General features: G+C 58.7%; 14 protein-coding genes. 7 read left to right on the top strand and 7 right to left on the bottom strand.

From position 1 onward, the window contains the following. Positions 1-3 precede the first annotated feature (3 nt). Together elbB and I9H09_RS01920 are read right to left on the bottom strand one after the other, a co-directional pair. Positions 4-672, bottom strand: a complete 669-nt coding sequence (gene elbB, locus I9H09_RS01915; protein ID WP_122347286.1) for an isoprenoid biosynthesis glyoxalase ElbB — start codon at positions 670-672, stop codon at positions 4-6. A 203-nt stretch (positions 673-875) separates the two neighbouring features. Beyond that, positions 876-1,538, bottom strand: coding sequence for a DedA family protein (locus I9H09_RS01920; RefSeq protein ID WP_005888013.1), 663 nt, complete (start codon positions 1,536-1,538; stop codon positions 876-878). Between the two features lie 231 nt (positions 1,539-1,769). Here I9H09_RS01920 and hemB point away from each other — a divergent pair, with 231 nt between their 5' ends. Beyond that, a complete protein-coding gene (hemB, locus tag I9H09_RS01925; RefSeq protein WP_024669175.1) occupies positions 1,770-2,780 on the top strand; it encodes a porphobilinogen synthase in 1,011 nt (336 codons plus the stop codon). 16 nt (positions 2,781-2,796) lie between these two features. Then, on the top strand, positions 2,797-5,007 hold the full coding sequence (gene ppk1, locus I9H09_RS01930) for a polyphosphate kinase 1 (protein ID WP_005888019.1): 2,211 nt from the start codon (positions 2,797-2,799) through the stop codon (positions 5,005-5,007). On the opposite strand, the gene ppx is transcribed toward ppk1, so the two are convergent. The 5 genes from ppx to I9H09_RS01955 all read right to left on the bottom strand — a co-directional run bounded on the left by ppx (position 4,994) and on the right by I9H09_RS01955 (position 9,662). Then, positions 4,994-6,496, bottom strand: a complete 1,503-nt coding sequence (ppx, locus tag I9H09_RS01935) for an exopolyphosphatase (RefSeq protein ID WP_005888021.1) — start codon at positions 6,494-6,496, stop codon at positions 4,994-4,996. The two genes, ppk1 and ppx, sit on opposite strands and share 14 nt — an antisense overlap. A 317-nt stretch (positions 6,497-6,813) precedes the next feature. Then, entirely contained in the window at positions 6,814-7,548 is a 735-nt protein-coding gene (locus tag I9H09_RS01940; protein ID WP_005888022.1) for an amino acid ABC transporter ATP-binding protein, read from the bottom strand. Continuing rightward, complete coding sequence (locus tag I9H09_RS01945) at positions 7,535-8,185, bottom strand: amino acid ABC transporter permease (protein ID WP_032618371.1); 651 nt, start codon at positions 8,183-8,185, stop codon at positions 7,535-7,537. The genes I9H09_RS01940 and I9H09_RS01945 overlap by 14 nt, the downstream gene beginning before the upstream one ends. After that, positions 8,182-8,847, bottom strand: a complete 666-nt coding sequence (locus I9H09_RS01950) for an amino acid ABC transporter permease (RefSeq protein WP_122347287.1) — start codon at positions 8,845-8,847, stop codon at positions 8,182-8,184. Before I9H09_RS01950 ends, I9H09_RS01945 begins: the two co-directional genes overlap by 4 nt. A gap of 29 nt (positions 8,848-8,876) precedes the next feature. Continuing rightward, positions 8,877-9,662: a transporter substrate-binding domain-containing protein gene (locus I9H09_RS01955; protein ID WP_053481041.1), complete on the bottom strand. Its 786-nt coding sequence runs from the start codon at positions 9,660-9,662 to the stop codon at positions 8,877-8,879. Between the two features lie 250 nt (positions 9,663-9,912). Here I9H09_RS01955 and I9H09_RS01960 point away from each other — a divergent pair, with 250 nt between their 5' ends. From I9H09_RS01960 to I9H09_RS01980, 5 genes are all read left to right on the top strand, one after another. Beyond that, on the top strand, positions 9,913-10,617 hold the full coding sequence (locus I9H09_RS01960; protein ID WP_122324897.1) for a FadR/GntR family transcriptional regulator: 705 nt from the start codon (positions 9,913-9,915) through the stop codon (positions 10,615-10,617). 121 nt (positions 10,618-10,738) lie between these two features. Further along, a complete protein-coding gene (trxA, locus tag I9H09_RS01965; protein ID WP_005888029.1) occupies positions 10,739-11,068 on the top strand; it encodes a thioredoxin TrxA in 330 nt (109 codons plus the stop codon). Positions 11,069-11,299: 231 nt separating this feature from the next. Then, positions 11,300-12,559, top strand: a complete 1,260-nt coding sequence (gene rho / locus I9H09_RS01970; RefSeq protein ID WP_002551560.1) for a transcription termination factor Rho — start codon at positions 11,300-11,302, stop codon at positions 12,557-12,559. A gap of 128 nt (positions 12,560-12,687) precedes the next feature. After that, the gene (gene ubiD / locus I9H09_RS01975; protein WP_024669147.1) at positions 12,688-14,154 is read left to right on the top strand and encodes a 4-hydroxy-3-polyprenylbenzoate decarboxylase; all 1,467 of its coding nucleotides are present in this window, start codon (positions 12,688-12,690) and stop codon (positions 14,152-14,154) included. Then, entirely contained in the window at positions 14,154-15,122 is a 969-nt protein-coding gene (locus tag I9H09_RS01980) for a CDP-6-deoxy-delta-3,4-glucoseen reductase (RefSeq protein WP_122324895.1), read from the top strand. The genes ubiD and I9H09_RS01980 overlap by 1 nt, the downstream gene beginning before the upstream one ends. Positions 15,123-15,251 lie beyond the last annotated feature (129 nt).

The following is a 15,251-nucleotide window of genomic DNA, read 5'->3' on the forward strand; positions in this document are numbered from 1 at the left end:
TGATCAGGCATCGCTCTGTTGCATCAGCTCTAATACCCGGTCAACCAGCTTGTTGATGCCGGCCGCGGCCTCGCCGATGCTTTTGGCAACCATGTAGGCGGGGGTGCTAACCAGCTTGCGTGCCTCGTCCTCGACGATGTCATCAACCGCGCATTCAATGTGGCTGCCGCCCATCCTGGTGATGGCTGCAGCGGTTTCGGCGTCGTTGCCGATGGTGCAGGTAACGCCCGGGCCATAGATCTTGGCCGCCAGGGCTGGCGTGATGCAGATCAGTCCAACCGGTTTGCCGGCTTCGGCGAACGCCTCGGCCAGCTCCAGCAGCCCGGCTTCCACCTGGCAGGCGTGACCTTGCAGGGCGAGGTCAGAGAGGTTTTTCGCTGCGCCGAAACCACCGGGGATGATCAGCGCGTCGAAATCTTCGACGTTCGCTTCGCGTATGTCTTTCACTTCGCCACGGGCAATGCGCGCGGATTCAATCAGCACGTTGCGCGATTCAGGCATCTCTTCGCCGGTCAGGTGATTGATGACATGGTGCTGAGCGATGTCCGGTGCGAAGCACTGAACCTGCGCACCACGTTGATCCAGGCGAAGCAGGGTCAAAACGCTTTCGTGAATTTCGGCGCCATCGTAGACACCGCAGCCGGACAGGATTACAGCCACTTTTTTCTGCATCGATTCGGCTCCTTGAGCGTCGGCAATCTGGGGCTTCTTTTAATTTGCCCTACCATTGATCGTTTTTGGGGCCGAGTGTTCAGTCAGTCGGTGAAGGCTGTGGGGGGCGGGCGAGGGCTGGAGGCGTTGGAGCGGGGGGCTGCTTAACGTGTTCGCCGAGCGAGCCCGCCGGGGCTGCACTCGGCACACGACGTTACGTTATTCTATTCGTCGGATTTTTTCTTCAGGTCGACCGGCACGGCAGTGGGCATGTCCAGGTCCGAAGCGGCTGCCGATGCGCAGAAGCGGCTCTTTTCTTCACGTTCTTCACGGGCGATGCGTGCGTTCTTGATGCGCCTGCGTATCCACAGGGCCAGGCCGAGCAATATCAGAGCGCCCAGCACCCAGAGTTCGTATTTCTTGACGTTGCCCAGCAGGCCTTCGAGAACCGCACCGAAGTGGTAGGCCGCCGAGCCCAGCGCCGCTGCCCAGACCGCAGCGCCGATGCCGTTGAGCAGCAGGTAGCGCCCGGGCGGATAGCCGGACAGGCCGATGGCTACCGGCATGACGGTCCGCAGGCCATAGACAAATCGGAAGCCCAGCACCCATATGTCCGGATGCTTGCGCACCAGCCTGAGCGCCTTGTCGCCCATGAGTTGCCAGCGCGGCTTGCGCGCCAGCAGTTTGCGTCCGTGCTTGCGCCCCATGAAGTACCACAGCTGGTCACCCGCATAGCTGCCAAAAAAGGCGACTACGATGACAATGTTGAGGTCCATGTAACCGCGAAACGCCAGAAAGCCGGCAAGAACAAGAATGGTCTCGCCTTCAAAAAAGGTGCCGAGGAACAGGGCGAAGTAGCCGAATTCGTTCAAGAAATTCTGGAGCATTGTCTGGATGCTGGCGAAATGAACGCGCAGCCTAACGCGCCGGACGGAATCATGAAAGTGTCGATATGTGTCTCGACGTTAAAGATTCTTGCAACCACAATGGTTGCATCCCCTGTAAGTCTGTGACCGCGACGTGCAGTCGCAGGTCGAACCATGACTGTCACACATTGGTCATAATGGCGGCTTATAACTGTCGCGCTTGCCCGCGTAAGCGGGCTCAGGAGTCTCGCCGTGAGCTTTACCCCCGCAAACCGCCTGTTTCCTCTCACTCGTCTGCGCCGTAATCGCCGCGACGACTTTTCCCGTCGGCTGGTGCGTGAAAACGTTGTCACCGTTGACGATCTGATTCTTCCCGTATTTGTGCTCGATGGTGAAAACCGTCGTGAGTCCATCGCATCGATGCCAGGCGTCGAGCGTCTGAGCGTTGATCTGCTTCTCAAGGAAGCCGAGCATTGGGTGGCGCTGGGTATTCCCGCGCTGGCGCTGTTCCCGGTAACACCGCCGGAAAAGAAGTCCCTCGACGGCGCCGAAGCCTGGAACCCCGACGGTATCGCCCAGCGTGCAACCCGCGCCCTGCGTGACCGTTTCCCAGAGCTGGGCGTCATCACTGATGTGGCGCTGGACCCGTTTACCACCCACGGTCAGGACGGCATTCTTGATGAAGAAGGCTATGTGCAGAACGACATTACTGTCGATGCGCTGGTCAAGCAGGCGTTGTCCCACGCCGATGCCGGTGCGCAGGTTATTGCGCCCTCGGACATGATGGACGGCCGTATTCAGGCCATTCGCGAGTCTCTGGAGCTGGCAGGGCACGTCAACGTACGAATCATGGCTTACTCGGCCAAATACGCCAGCGCCTACTACGGTCCGTTCCGCGATGCCGTGGGTTCTTCACTGAACCTGGGCAAGGCCAACAAGGCGTCTTATCAGATGGACCCTGCCAACAGCAACGAGGCGCTGCACGAAGTGGCGGCCGACCTTGCTGAAGGCGCCGACATGGTGATGGTCAAGCCAGGCATGCCTTATCTGGACATCCTTCACAGGGTCAAGGATGAGTTCAAGGTGCCGACCTTTGTCTATCAGGTCAGTGGTGAATACGCGATGCACATGGCAGCAATCCAGAACGGTTGGCTGAGTGAAGGGGTGATTCTGGAATCCCTCACTGCCTTCAAACGCGCAGGTGCCGACGGCATTCTTACTTATTTTGCCGTTCGTGCCGCTCAACTGTTGAAGGGGCAATAGCCTCACAGGAACATTCATGAATACCGAAGCACTCATCGAAGCCGCTGTTGAAGTCGATGCTCAGGAGGCAACACCCTTGGTTGAACCTGATATCGAAGTAATCCCGGCCATTGAGGCGCCTGCCGCTCCGGTGCCCGCCATCGTCGCTCCGAACCTGGACGACAGCAGTCTGTATATCCACCGCGAACTGTCCCAGTTGCAGTTCAATATCCGGGTATTGGAACAGGCGCTCGATGAGTCCTACCCGTTACTGGAGCGGTTGAAGTTTCTGCTGATCTTCTCCAGCAACCTTGATGAGTTCTTCGAGATTCGTGTTGCCGGCCTGAAGAAGCAGATCACGTTTGCCCGCGAGCAGGCAGGTGCCGACGGTTTGCAGCCGCATCAGGCACTGGCCAGAATCAGCGAGCTGGTTCACGGTCATGTGGATCGCCAGTACGCGATTCTCAATGACATCCTGCTGCCCGAGCTTGAAAAGCATCAGGTACGTTTTATTCGTCGTCGTCACTGGACCGCCAAGCTCAAGGCCTGGGTGCGTCGCTATTTCCGTGACGAGATTGCACCGATCATCACGCCGATCGGCCTGGACCCTACCCATCCGTTTCCATTGCTGGTCAACAAAAGCCTGAACTTCATTGTCGAGCTTGAAGGTATCGATGCCTTCGGTCGTGATTCAGGCCTTGCGATCATTCCCGCACCGCGCCTGTTGCCGCGCGTAATCAAAGTGCCGGAAGAGGTGTGCGGGCCTGGGGACAACTTCGTGTTCCTCTCGTCGATGATCCACGCGCATGCCGATGACCTGTTCCAGGGCATGAAGGTCAAGGGCTGCTATCAGTTCCGCCTGACCCGAAACGCCGATCTGGCACTGGACTCGGAAGACGTGGAAGACCTGGCGCGTGCCCTGCGCGGCGAGCTGTTCTCGCGTCGTTACGGCGATGCGGTGCGTCTGGAAGTGGCGGATACCTGCCCCAAACACTTGTCGGATTACCTGCTCAAGCAGTTCAACCTCAACGAGTCCGAACTGTATCAGGTCAACGGGCCGGTCAACCTGACGCGTCTGTTCAGCATCACTGGTCTGGACAGTCATCCAGAACTGCAATACCCGCCGTTCACTCCGGCTATTCCCAAGCTGCTGCAGAACAGCGAAAACGTTTTCAGCGTGATCAGCAAGCAGGACATTCTGTTGCTGCACCCTTTCGAGTCCTTTACTCCCGTGGTGGACCTGCTGCGTCAGGCCGCCAAGGACCCGCACGTTCTGGCGGTACGTCAGACGCTGTACCGCAGCGGCGCGAACTCGGAAATCGTCGATGCGCTGGTTGACGCCGCGCGTAACGGCAAAGAGGTCACCGCAGTGATTGAACTGCGTGCGCGGTTCGACGAAGAGTCCAACCTGCAACTGGCCAGTCGTCTTCAGGCTGCCGGTGCGGTGGTGATCTATGGCGTGGTCGGCTTCAAGACTCACGCCAAGATGATGCTGATCCTGCGCCGTGAGGCGGGTGAAATCGTGCGTTACGCGCACCTTGGCACCGGTAACTATCATGCCGGCAACGCGCGTCTTTATACCGACTACAGCCTGCTGACCTCCGACGATGCACTGTGCGAAGACGTCGGCAAACTGTTCAGTCAGTTGATCGGCATGGGCAAGACCCTGCGTATGAAGAAGCTGCTGCATGCGCCATTCACGCTGAAGAAGGGCATGCTCGACATGATCGCCCGCGAGACGCAGTTTGCGCTCGACGGCAAGCCTGCGCACATCATTGCCAAGTTCAACTCGCTGACTGATCCGAAGATCATCCGTGCGTTGTACAAGGCGAGTCAGTCCGGTGTGCGCATCGATCTGGTGGTACGCGGCATGTGCTGTCTGCGTCCGGGTATTGCCGGGGTCTCGCACAACATCCATGTGCGCTCGATCATCGGTCGCTTCCTGGAGCACACGCGGGTCTTCTACTTCCTCAATGGCGGCGACGAGCAGATGTTCCTGTCGAGCGCCGACTGGATGGAGCGTAACCTCGACAAGCGTGTCGAGACCTGCTTCCCGGTAGAGGGCAAGAAGCTGATTCTGCGCGTCAAGAAGGAGCTGGAAAGTTACCTGACCGACAACACCCACAGCTGGCTGCTGCAGTCAGACGGACGTTATGTGCGCAGTACGCCGACTGGCAATCAGAACCCGCGAAGTGCCCAGGCGACCCTGCTGGAGCGCCTGAGCAACCCTGTCCTCAGCGTACGCTGAAGACGATGCCGACTCGGGTCAGCCACTCCGCTTCCAGCGCGAAGTCTGCCTGAGTCAGCTGGTTGTTTTCCAGCCAGCCTTTCGGGAACTCGGCGTCCAGATTCGGGCCGTCGGCACGTAACACCACACGCGGCATCTCCTGGGTGCCGCGAATGTGGTGAAACAGAATCGCAAAGCGCAACAACACGCACAGACGAATCAGCTTGATGCCTTCCGCGCCGAACTCGGCGAACTTGTCCTTGGGAATGTTGCGGCGATGACCGCGTACCAGCAGGGCGAGCATTTGCTGGTCTTCGCGTGAAAACCCGGCAAGATCCGAGTGCTCGATCAGGTAGGCGCCATGCTTGTGGTAGTGATAGTGGGCGATGTCCAGCCCGATCTCATGCACCTTGGCGGCCCAGCTCAGCAGTTCGGCGTAGCTTTCGTGCTGCAGCTCCCAACTGTCGGCAACCTGCTCCAGCGCATGCAGCGCCTTGGCTTCGACGCGTGCCGCCTGTTCCAGATCAACGTGATACCGCTCCATCAGCGAGCTGAGCGTGCGCTCACGCACGTCTTCGTGATGGTGACGGCCCATCAGGTCGTACAGCACGCCTTCGCGCAATGCGCCTTCGCAGTGATCCATGCGCTTGAGTTCAAGCGCGTCGAAGATGGCTTCGAGAATCGCCAGGCCCGCCGGGAAAATGGTGCGGCGGTCGGGCTTGATGCCGTCGAAGTCGATTTTTTCGACGTCACCCAGTTTGAACAGTTTGCGCTTGAGCCATGCCAGGCCTTCGGCGTTGACCTCGCCTGCACCGTAACCATTGGCTTTGAGCGCCACACCGATAGCGCGAATGGTGCCCGATGAGCCGATGGCCTCATCCCACTTCAGGCGATGCAGCGCGTGTTCGATGCTCATGATTTCAAGCCGCGCAGCGGTGTAGGCCTGGGCGTAGCGCGCGGGTGTCACCTTGCCGTCGCGGAAATAGCGCTGAGTGAAACTCACGCATCCCATCTGCAGGCTTTCACGCAGCAGCGGCTCGAAGCGTTGGCCGATGATGAATTCGGTACTGCCGCCGCCGATGTCGGCAACCAGGCGCTTGCCAGGTGTGTCAGCCAGCGTATGCGACACGCCCAGATAAATGAGGCGCGCTTCTTCGCGTCCGGAAATCACTTCCACCGGATGGCCGAGAATTTCTTCGGCGCGGTGAATGAAATCGTTGCGGTTGCGGGCTTCGCGCAGGGCATTGGTGCCCACGATGCGCACAGCGCCGAGCGGCAGACCGTTGATCAACTGGGCAAAGCGTTTCAGGCAGTCGAGACCGCGCTGCATGGACTCTTCAGTCAGCTGGCGCTCTTCATCGATGCCGGCTGCCAACTGCACCTTTTCGCCCAGGCGCTCAAGAATGCGAATTTCGCCCTGATTGGCTTTCGCCACAACCATATGAAAGCTGTTTGAGCCCAGGTCGATGGCGGCGATCAGTGAAAGATTCTTGGGTGTTGAATGCGGCATGGTCAGAAAATCCAGTTCGATAACCGCACCATCGTGCCACGATCCATGTCTGTCGCCAACGCGAAGCTGTTCAGGCAGCGGAAATACCCGGTATTACTCTCGGACGTGGCTTATGGCTATAGGGTCGACGTGAGGGGCCTGTAACTATCGCGCCCCGCTCTGCGCAGGCAGTGGCGTGGCGCAGATTTGTGACGCAGAGCGTCACCCAAGGCATTCCCACGCTGGAGCGTGCGGAACGATAGTCTTCATGCAGATCACTATCGTGCCCATGCTCCAGCGTGGGCATGCCGTTCTGGGCGCTCTGCGTGCGGTTTTGACTACGCGTGCTCCGCAGTGCCGATGAAATTCGCCAGTTCGGGGGTTTTCGGGTTGGCGAAGAGCACCTTCGGGTCGCCCACTTCGTGCACCTTGCCCTGATGCATGAACACCAGTTTGTCGCCCACTTCACGCGCGAAGCGCATTTCGTGGGTGACCATGATCAGGGTCATGCCGTCAGCAGCCAGTTGGCGAACCACGCTGAGTACTTCGCTGACCAGTTCCGGGTCCAGCGCCGAGGTGATTTCGTCACACAGCAGCACCTTGGGCGACATCGCCAATGCCCGGGCAATCGCCACGCGTTGCTGCTGGCCGCCAGACAGGCGATCCGGGAAGGCATCGAACTTCTCGCCCAGCCCGACGCGCTCCAGCATCTTTTTCGCCAGCCTTGCGGCTTCAGCCTTCGGCACCTTCTGCACGACCTGCGGCGCGAGCATCACGTTCTCGCCCACGCTCAGGTGCGGGAACAGATTGAACTGCTGAAACACCATGCCGACCTTCTGGCGCAGAGTGCGCAGGTCGGCGCGTGCTGCGTCCAGGTACTCGCCATCGACCTCGATCACCCCATCATTGATCGACTCCAGACCATTGAGCGTGCGTAGCAGGGTGCTCTTGCCCGAACCACTGCGACCAATGATTGCCACGACCTGGCCTTCCTCGACCGACAGATCGATGCCCTTCAACACGTGGTGATCGCCATAGTATTTATGCAGGGCGGAAATTCTAAGCAGAGGCATGCAGTCTCCTTTCCAGGTAGCGCGCGCACAGCGACAAGGGGTAGCAAAGGATGAAATAGCCCAAGGCGACGAAGCCGTAGACCATGAAAGGTTCGAACGTGGCGTTGGCCAGCATGCTGCCAGTCTTGGTCAGTTCGGTGAAACCGATGATCGAGGTCACTGCGGTGCCTTTGACCACCTGAACGGAAAAGCCCACGGTCGGTGCTACCGCGATACGCAGTGCCTGAGGCAGGATCACGTAGCGCATCTGTTCGAGTGGACTCATCGCCAGGCTGGCGGATGCTTCCCACTGACCCTTGGAAATCGACTCAACGCAGCCACGCCAGATTTCGGCAAGGTAAGCACTGGTGAACAGCGTCAACGCCAGTGCAGCCGCTGCCCAGGGAGAAATGTTCAGGCCCATCAGGGCGACGCCGAAGAACACCAGAAACAGCTGCATCAGCAGTGGTGTGCCCTGAAACAGCTCTATATAAAGCTTGGCCATCACACGCGGCCCGGACTTTTCCGAAGTGCGCATGACCATTATCAGCAAGCCGATAAGCCCGCCGCCGATAAAGGCCACCAGCGACAGGGCCAGCGTCCATTGCAGACCGATCAGCAAGTTGCGCACGATGTCCCATAGGGTGAAATCCATCAGTGGCTCCTCGAGATGTAACGTCGTCCGATCCAGGCCAGCAATTGGCGGATCAGCAGCGCCATTGCCAGATAGATCAGCGTGGTCACGATGTAGGTTTCAAACGACCGGAAATTACGCGACTGGATGAAATTGGCGAAGAAGCTCAGTTCTTCTGTGGCAATTTGCGAGCAGACCGCCGAACCCAGCATCACGATGATGATCTGGCTGCTCAGCGCTGGCCAGACCTTGCCCAGCGCTGGCACCAGCACCACGTAACGAAAGGCTTCATAGCGATTCATCGCCAGCGCCGCCGATGCTTCAAGCTGACCTTTGGGGATCGCCTGAATACCGGCCCGCACGATTTCGGTCGAATAGGCCCCCAGATTGACAACCATCGCCAGCACAGCCGCCTGCCACTCGGTAATCTGCACGCCCAGCGACGGCAGACCGAAGAAGATGAAGAACAGCTGGACCAGAAACGGCGTGTTGCGGATCAGCTCGACATAGATGGCGAAAATCGTCGCAAAAGGCTGGATCTTCCAGGCCCTGACGACGGCACCGACGATGCCGAGGCTGACACCGAGCAGCGTACCGATGGCCGTCAGCTCCAGCGTGAGCAAAGCCCCGCGCAACAGCACGTCGAGGTTTTGCAGGACCGGTGTAAAGTCGAAGTGATAAGCCATTGGTGGATCCTGTGACCGAAAAGCAATAATCAGAGATCGGCAGGCAGCGGTTGCTTCAGCCAGGTCTCGGACGCTTTCTCCAGAGCGCCGTCAGCCTTGGCAGCGTTGAGAATTTCGTTGACCTTGCCCAACAGCTCTGGCTGGCCCTTGTTGACGCCAACGTAGACTGGCGAATCCTTGAGTTTTACTTTCAGCGCTGGAATGCGCTTGGGGTTGCGCTCGCTGATGGCGACCATCACCACGTTGCCGCTGGCGATCAGGTCGGTCTGACCTGCCAGGTAAGCCGCGATAGTCGAATTGTTGTCTTCGAAACGCTTGATGGTAGTGCCTTCAGGCGCCACGGCCGACAGCTCGATGTCCTCGATCGCGCCACGGGTCACACTGATGGTCTTGCCTTTCAGGTCAGCCACATCCTTGACCGGAGAGTCGGGCGGACCGAACACCGCCAGATAGAACGGCGCGTAGGCACGGGAGAAATCGATGACTTTCTCGCGGTCAGGATTCTTGCCCAGGCTGGAAATTACCAGATCAACCTTGCCGGTGGTGAGGAAGGGGATGCGGTTGGTGCTGTTGACCGGCGTCAGCTCGAGCTTGACCTTCAGCCTGTCAGCCAGCAGTTGCGCGGTGTCGATGTCCAGGCCACGTGGCTTCATATCCGGACCGACCGAGCCGAACGGCGGGAAGTCCTGCGGTACGGCGACCTTCAAGGTGCCGCGCGCTACGACGTCGTCCAGCCCGTTGGCGTGGGCGGGTGTCTGGCTCAGCATCAGACTGGCAAACAATGCAGTAAGCAGGGCGCTGTAACGCTTGGTCATGTGAAGTCTCCGGGCGAAACGAAAAGTGTTGGCCATTCTCCAGTGCACAGCGCATGCCATCCGCTCATTGCCTGCCGCAACTCAGGGTGTTCCGCACGATTATGGTCTTACTGGTCTGACCAGGTGGTGCTCCGTGCGCCCTGCTTTGGCGCGCCGGAATGCCCGGCCGCCCCAGTGCTGGGCGTCGCTTGCCGAATCTGCTGGATGGCGATAAAAGGGCTTTTTACTGGACTGACTGGCCTGAACAGTGATGCCGCATACTTCACTCGCAGTACCCGAATCGGCCCTCAGGGCCATTCGCAAACTGATTGCCGAGCAAGGCTACAAACCCGGCGAAAGCCTGCCGTCGCAACGCGACCTGGCGGCGTTGCTGGGTGTCAGCCGTGCATCGCTGCGTGAAGCCTTGTCCTCACTCACAGCCTTGGGCGTGGTCAGTGTTCAGCCGGGAAAAGGCGTGTTCGTGCAGTCGATTTCTGAACCAGAACAGCGCACGGGTGGATTTTCCTGGCCATTTGAAGCCCGGGTTTCGCCAGCAGACACTTTTCAATTGCGCTATGCCCTTGAAGGTTTTGCCGCAGGTCTGGCCGCAGTCACCCTGACCGCTGACGAGCGCGATGTGCTTGAAGACAACGTCGAAGCCATGCGTCTCGAGTTACGTGGCGGCGACTTCGAGGCTGCAGCCAGGCTGGATTTCGAGTTTCATCGGCATATTCTGGTTGCCAGCGGTAACCAGGCGATGCTGGGGATAGTGACGGCAGGTGCCGATATTTTTCTTGAAAGCCAGAAAATGCCTTTCATCCGTGCGGCGAGGGTCATGGAAACCTGGCAAGAGCATCGCAAGATCCTGCGTGCGCTGGCCCGCCACGTATCAGGCCCCGCACAAAAAGCCATGCAGGAGCATATTCGCGGCGCAGCGCTGCGCACCGGCATCGTTTTTGTCTCGCCATCAAGCTAGGCATCCCTCATAACTCCAGTCATGCGCCACCATAGCCAGAGTCAATGAAGCATCGCTTCCTGAATAGCATAAGGGGAGCTATGATGATCGTCTTTTGTAGCCTATGACCTCGGAGACTTCCATGAGCAACGACCTGATCAAAAACGTCACCGACGCCACTTTCGAAGCCGAAGTACTCAAGGCTGATGGTGCGGTGCTTGTTGATTACTGGGCTGAGTGGTGTGGCCCGTGCAAGATGATTGCCCCGGTGCTGGACGAAATCGCCACTACCTACCAAGGCAAGCTGACTGTCGCCAAACTGAACATCGATGAAAATCAGGACACCCCGGCCAAGCATGGCGTGCGTGGTATTCCTACGCTGATGCTGTTCAAGAACGGCAATGTTGAAGCGACCAAAGTGGGCGCGTTGTCGAAGTCGCAGCTGGCTGCATTTCTCGACGCCAACATCTGAAGCACTTCAAGGCCCCGCAAATAGCGGGGTTTTTTTCAGGCGTCATACTAGACGCCCGGAAAATCAGGTGGTACATTCGGCCCCGCAACGGCTTCTCCGTTGCCCCCTGCAAGCCGTCGCCGACGCTCTCCTTATCGATTTAGTACGCGATCCTGTCGCCTTCTCTGCGGCGCGGCCTCATTAAGCCAAAAGCTTAATTCCCCCTCCATACACGATTACGTCATTCCCCATATGAACCTGACTGAACTCAAGCAAAAGCCGATTACCGAATTGCTCGAAATGGCCGAACAGGCTGGCATAGAAAATATGGCCCGTTCGCGCAAGCAGGACGTCATTTTTTCCCTGCTTAAACGGCACGCCAAAAGTGGCGAGGAAATATCCGGTGATGGCGTGCTGGAGATTCTCCAGGACGGCTTCGGTTTCCTGCGCTCCGCAGACGCTTCCTACCTGGCCGGCCCGGATGACATCTACGTCTCCCCTAGCCAGATCCGGCGCTTCAACCTGCGTACCGGCGACACTATCGTTGGCAAGATCCGTCCACCAAAAGAAGGTGAGCGTTATTTCGCTCTGCTCAAGGTCGATACGATCAACTACGATCGTCCGGAAAACGCCAAGAACAAGATTCTGTTCGAAAACCTGACGCCGTTGTTCCCGACGATCCGCATGAAGATGGAAGCCGGCAACGGTTCCACCGAAGACCTGACCGGTCGTGTGATCGATCTGTGTGCACCGATCGGCAAAGGTCAGCGTGGTCTGATCGTTGCTCCGCCGAAAGCGGGCAAGACCATCATGCTGCAGAACATCGCGTCGAACATCACGCGTAACAACCCGGAAGTGCATCTGATCGTACTGTTGATCGATGAGCGCCCGGAAGAAGTAACCGAAATGCAGCGCACCGTGCGCGGCGAAGTGGTTGCTTCGACATTCGACGAACCGCCAACCCGTCACGTACAGGTTGCCGAAATGGTGATCGAGAAGGCCAAACGCCTGGTCGAGCACAAGAAAGACGTCGTCATCCTGCTCGACTCCATCACCCGTCTGGCTCGCGCCTACAATACCGTCATCCCGAGCTCCGGCAAGGTACTGACCGGTGGTGTCGATGCTCACGCACTCGAGAAACCAAAGCGTTTCTTCGGTGCTGCGCGAAACATCGAAGAGGGCGGCTCGTTGACCATCATCGCCACCGCGCTGGTTGAAACCGGTTCGAAGATGGACGAAGTCATCTACGAAGAGTTCAAGGGTACCGGCAACATGGAGCTGCCTCTGGATCGCAAGATCGCAGAGAAGCGCGTGTTCCCGGCCATCAACATCAACCGCTCCGGCACCCGCCGCGAAGAGCTGTTGACCGCTGATGACGAGTTGCAGCGCATGTGGATCCTGCGCAAGCTGCTGCACCCGATGGACGAAGTCGCGGCGATCGAGTTCCTGATCGACAAGCTCAAGCAGACCAAGACCAACGACGAGTTCTTCCTGTCCATGAAACGCAAGTAACAGACAGGCTGGCTCAAAAAATGGTGTCCTTCGGGGCACCATTTTTTTTGCCTGTGCGCCGCGGATTAGCTGCCTTGAAGGGCTGGAGCAGGTAGGATGTGTGTCTATTTGGATAAATGGCCGGGTTAATGAAATTCAAAGATCTAAGGGATTTCGTGCAGCAGCTTGAGCAGCGCGGAGAGTTGAAGCGCATCCACATGCCTATCTCCCCAGTGCTGGAAATGACTGAAATCTGTGACCGTACCTTGCGCGCCAAGGGGCCGGCCCTGCTGTTCGAAAAACCGGTCGGCTTTGATATCCCGGTGCTGGGCAACCTGTTCGGTACGCCCGAGCGCGTCGCGATGGGCATGGGCGCCGAGGCGGTCAGCGAGCTGCGCGAGATCGGCAAGTTGCTGGCGTTCCTCAAGGAACCCGAGCCGCCCAAGGGCTTGAAGGATGCCTGGTCCAAACTGCCGATTTTCCGCAAGGTCATTGCCATGGCGCCCAAGGTCGTCAAGGACGCACCCTGCCAGGAGGTTGTCATTGAAGGTGACGACGTCGATCTCGGCATGCTGCCTGTGCAGACCTGCTGGCCGGGCGACGTTGCACCGCTGATCACCTGGGGCCTGACGGTCACCAAAGGTCCGAACAAAGAGCGCCAGAATCTCGGAATCTATCGCCAGCAAGTCATTGGCCGTAACAAGATCATCATGCGCTGGCTGAGCCATCGAGGCGGCGCGCTGGACTTCCGGGACTGGTGCGCAAAGCACCCCGGCGAACCTTATCCGGTTGCCGTCGCGCTGGGCGCCGACCCGGCGACCATTCTCGGTGCCGTAACACCCGTGCCGGACAGCCTCTCCGAGTATGCCTTCGCCGGCCTGCTGCGAGGTTCGCGCACCGAGCTGATCAAATGCCGTGGCAGCAACCTGCAGGTGCCTGCCAGCGCTGAAATCGTGCTTGAGGGCGTGATTCATCCGGGCGAAATGGCTGACGAAGGGCCTTACGGCGACCACACCGGTTACTACAACGAAGTCGACAGCTTCCCGGTGCTGACCGTCGAGCGCATCACGCACCGCATCAAGCCGATCTATCACAGCACTTACACCGGACGGCCACCGGATGAGCCTGCGATTCTTGGCGTCGCCCTGAACGAAGTGTTCGTGCCGATCCTGCAAAAACAGTTTCCCGAAATCGTCGATTTCTACCTGCCGCCGGAAGGTTGCTCGTATCGCATGGCGGTGGTGACCATCAAGAAACAGTATCCCGGCCACGCAAAACGCGTGATGCTGGGCGTCTGGTCGTTCTTGCGCCAGTTCATGTACACCAAGTTCGTGATCGTCACCGACGACGACATCAATGCGCGCGACTGGAATGACGTTATCTGGGCCATTACCACCCGAATGGACCCCAAGCGCGACACGGTCATGATCGATAACACACCCATCGATTACCTCGACTTCGCGTCTCCGGTCTCGGGGTTGGGATCGAAAATGGGGTTGGATGCCACTAATAAATGGCCAGGCGAGACCACGCGCGAGTGGGGCAGGGCGATCGTCAAGGACGAAGCCACCACACGCCGTGTGGACGAGATCTGGACTCAGCTGGGAATAGATTGATGCGTGTAACCTTGCAGCCTTCAGGGGCAGTGCTGGAAACCCTGCCGGGCGAGCGGATCCTTGATGCTGCACAGCGCCTGGGCCACGAATGCCCACAGAGCTGTCGCAACGGCAATTGCCATGTGTGCTCGGCCTTGCTGGTCGAAGGCCGCGTGACACAGTCGGGTCAGGTTCTGGATCACGGCGAAATTCATACCTGTGTGGCCGAGCCGCTTGAAGATTGCGTGGTGCTCTGGGATGGCGTGCTGGCCAAGGGCGAATTACCGGTACGCAGCTTTGCGTGCCAAGTGAGCGAGTGTGTCGAGGTGGGAGGCGATGTCTGGCGTGTCGGCCTGCGCGCTCCTGCAGGCAAGTCGCCGCGTTATCACGCGGGGCAGTACTTGATGATCGAGCGGGATAATGGCGACAAGTCGGCATTCTCCATCGCCTCTGCTCCGCACAACGGGCGTGATCTTGAATTGCATGTACTGGCTCGCGAAGACAGTGCGCGCAGCTTGATCGAGCAGTTGCAACGCAACAAAATGGCGCGCGTCGAACTGCCGTTCGGTGACACCCACCTTGCCGAGCTGCCTGAAGGGCCGCTGGTCCTGATCGCTGCCGGTACGGGCATGGCGCAGATGAACAGCCTTATCGAACATTGTCGTTCCCGGGGCTTCAAGTACCCGGTACACCTGTATTGGGGCGTGCGGCGGCCTGACGATTTTTATCAGGTCAGTCACTGGGATGAGTGGGCGAAGCTGCCCAATCTCTTTCTGCACAAAGTCGTCAGCGATGTGTGCGGGTGGGAGGGTCGTTGCGGCCTGCTGCACGAGGCCGTCTGCGAGGACATCAAGGACCTGTCCGGCGTGCATGTCTACGCCAGCGGCTCGCCTGCGATGATTTACGGAACGCTCGATGCGTTGGTCAATGCCGGTATGGACGCCCATCAGATGCGCGCAGATGTATTTGCCTACGCACCTCGTCCATGACGCCGGACTGACGGCAACACAACTGGAGTGTAAATTGCTTCAACTTTTTGTAGTTTCTGGCGATGTCATTGAGTAACCAGACGATTTTTGGCAAGACAGGCCTTCGGCCTTGAGCGTTAACCGAACCAC

Source organism: Pseudomonas tremae (genome assembly GCF_023278125.1).
Classification (GTDB): Bacteria; Pseudomonadota; Gammaproteobacteria; order Pseudomonadales; family Pseudomonadaceae; genus Aquipseudomonas; species Aquipseudomonas tremae.

What these genes read in the sequence shown, in the direction of transcription:
- elbB (WP_122347286.1), bottom strand. Translation starts at nt 672, where the DNA reads ATGCAGAAAAAAGTGGCTGTAATCCTGTCCGGCTGCGGTGTCTACGAT.
- I9H09_RS01920 (WP_005888013.1), bottom strand. Translation starts at nt 1,538, where the DNA reads ATGCTCCAGAATTTCTTGAACGAATTCGGCTACTTCGCCCTGTTCCTC.
- ppk1 (WP_005888019.1), top strand. Translation starts at nt 2,797, where the DNA reads ATGAATACCGAAGCACTCATCGAAGCCGCTGTTGAAGTCGATGCTCAG.
- ppx (WP_005888021.1), bottom strand. Translation starts at nt 6,496, where the DNA reads ATGCCGCATTCAACACCCAAGAATCTTTCACTGATCGCCGCCATCGAC.
- I9H09_RS01940 (WP_005888022.1), bottom strand. Translation starts at nt 7,548, where the DNA reads ATGCCTCTGCTTAGAATTTCCGCCCTGCATAAATACTATGGCGATCAC.
- I9H09_RS01950 (WP_122347287.1), bottom strand. Translation starts at nt 8,847, where the DNA reads ATGGCTTATCACTTCGACTTTACACCGGTCCTGCAAAACCTCGACGTG.
- I9H09_RS01955 (WP_053481041.1), bottom strand. Translation starts at nt 9,662, where the DNA reads ATGACCAAGCGTTACAGCGCCCTGCTTACTGCATTGTTTGCCAGTCTG.
- I9H09_RS01960 (WP_122324897.1), top strand. Translation starts at nt 9,913, where the DNA reads ATGCCGCATACTTCACTCGCAGTACCCGAATCGGCCCTCAGGGCCATT.
- trxA (WP_005888029.1), top strand. Translation starts at nt 10,739, where the DNA reads ATGAGCAACGACCTGATCAAAAACGTCACCGACGCCACTTTCGAAGCC.
- rho (WP_002551560.1), top strand. Translation starts at nt 11,300, where the DNA reads ATGAACCTGACTGAACTCAAGCAAAAGCCGATTACCGAATTGCTCGAA.
- ubiD (WP_024669147.1), top strand. Translation starts at nt 12,688, where the DNA reads ATGAAATTCAAAGATCTAAGGGATTTCGTGCAGCAGCTTGAGCAGCGC.
- I9H09_RS01980 (WP_122324895.1), top strand. Translation starts at nt 14,154, where the DNA reads ATGCGTGTAACCTTGCAGCCTTCAGGGGCAGTGCTGGAAACCCTGCCG.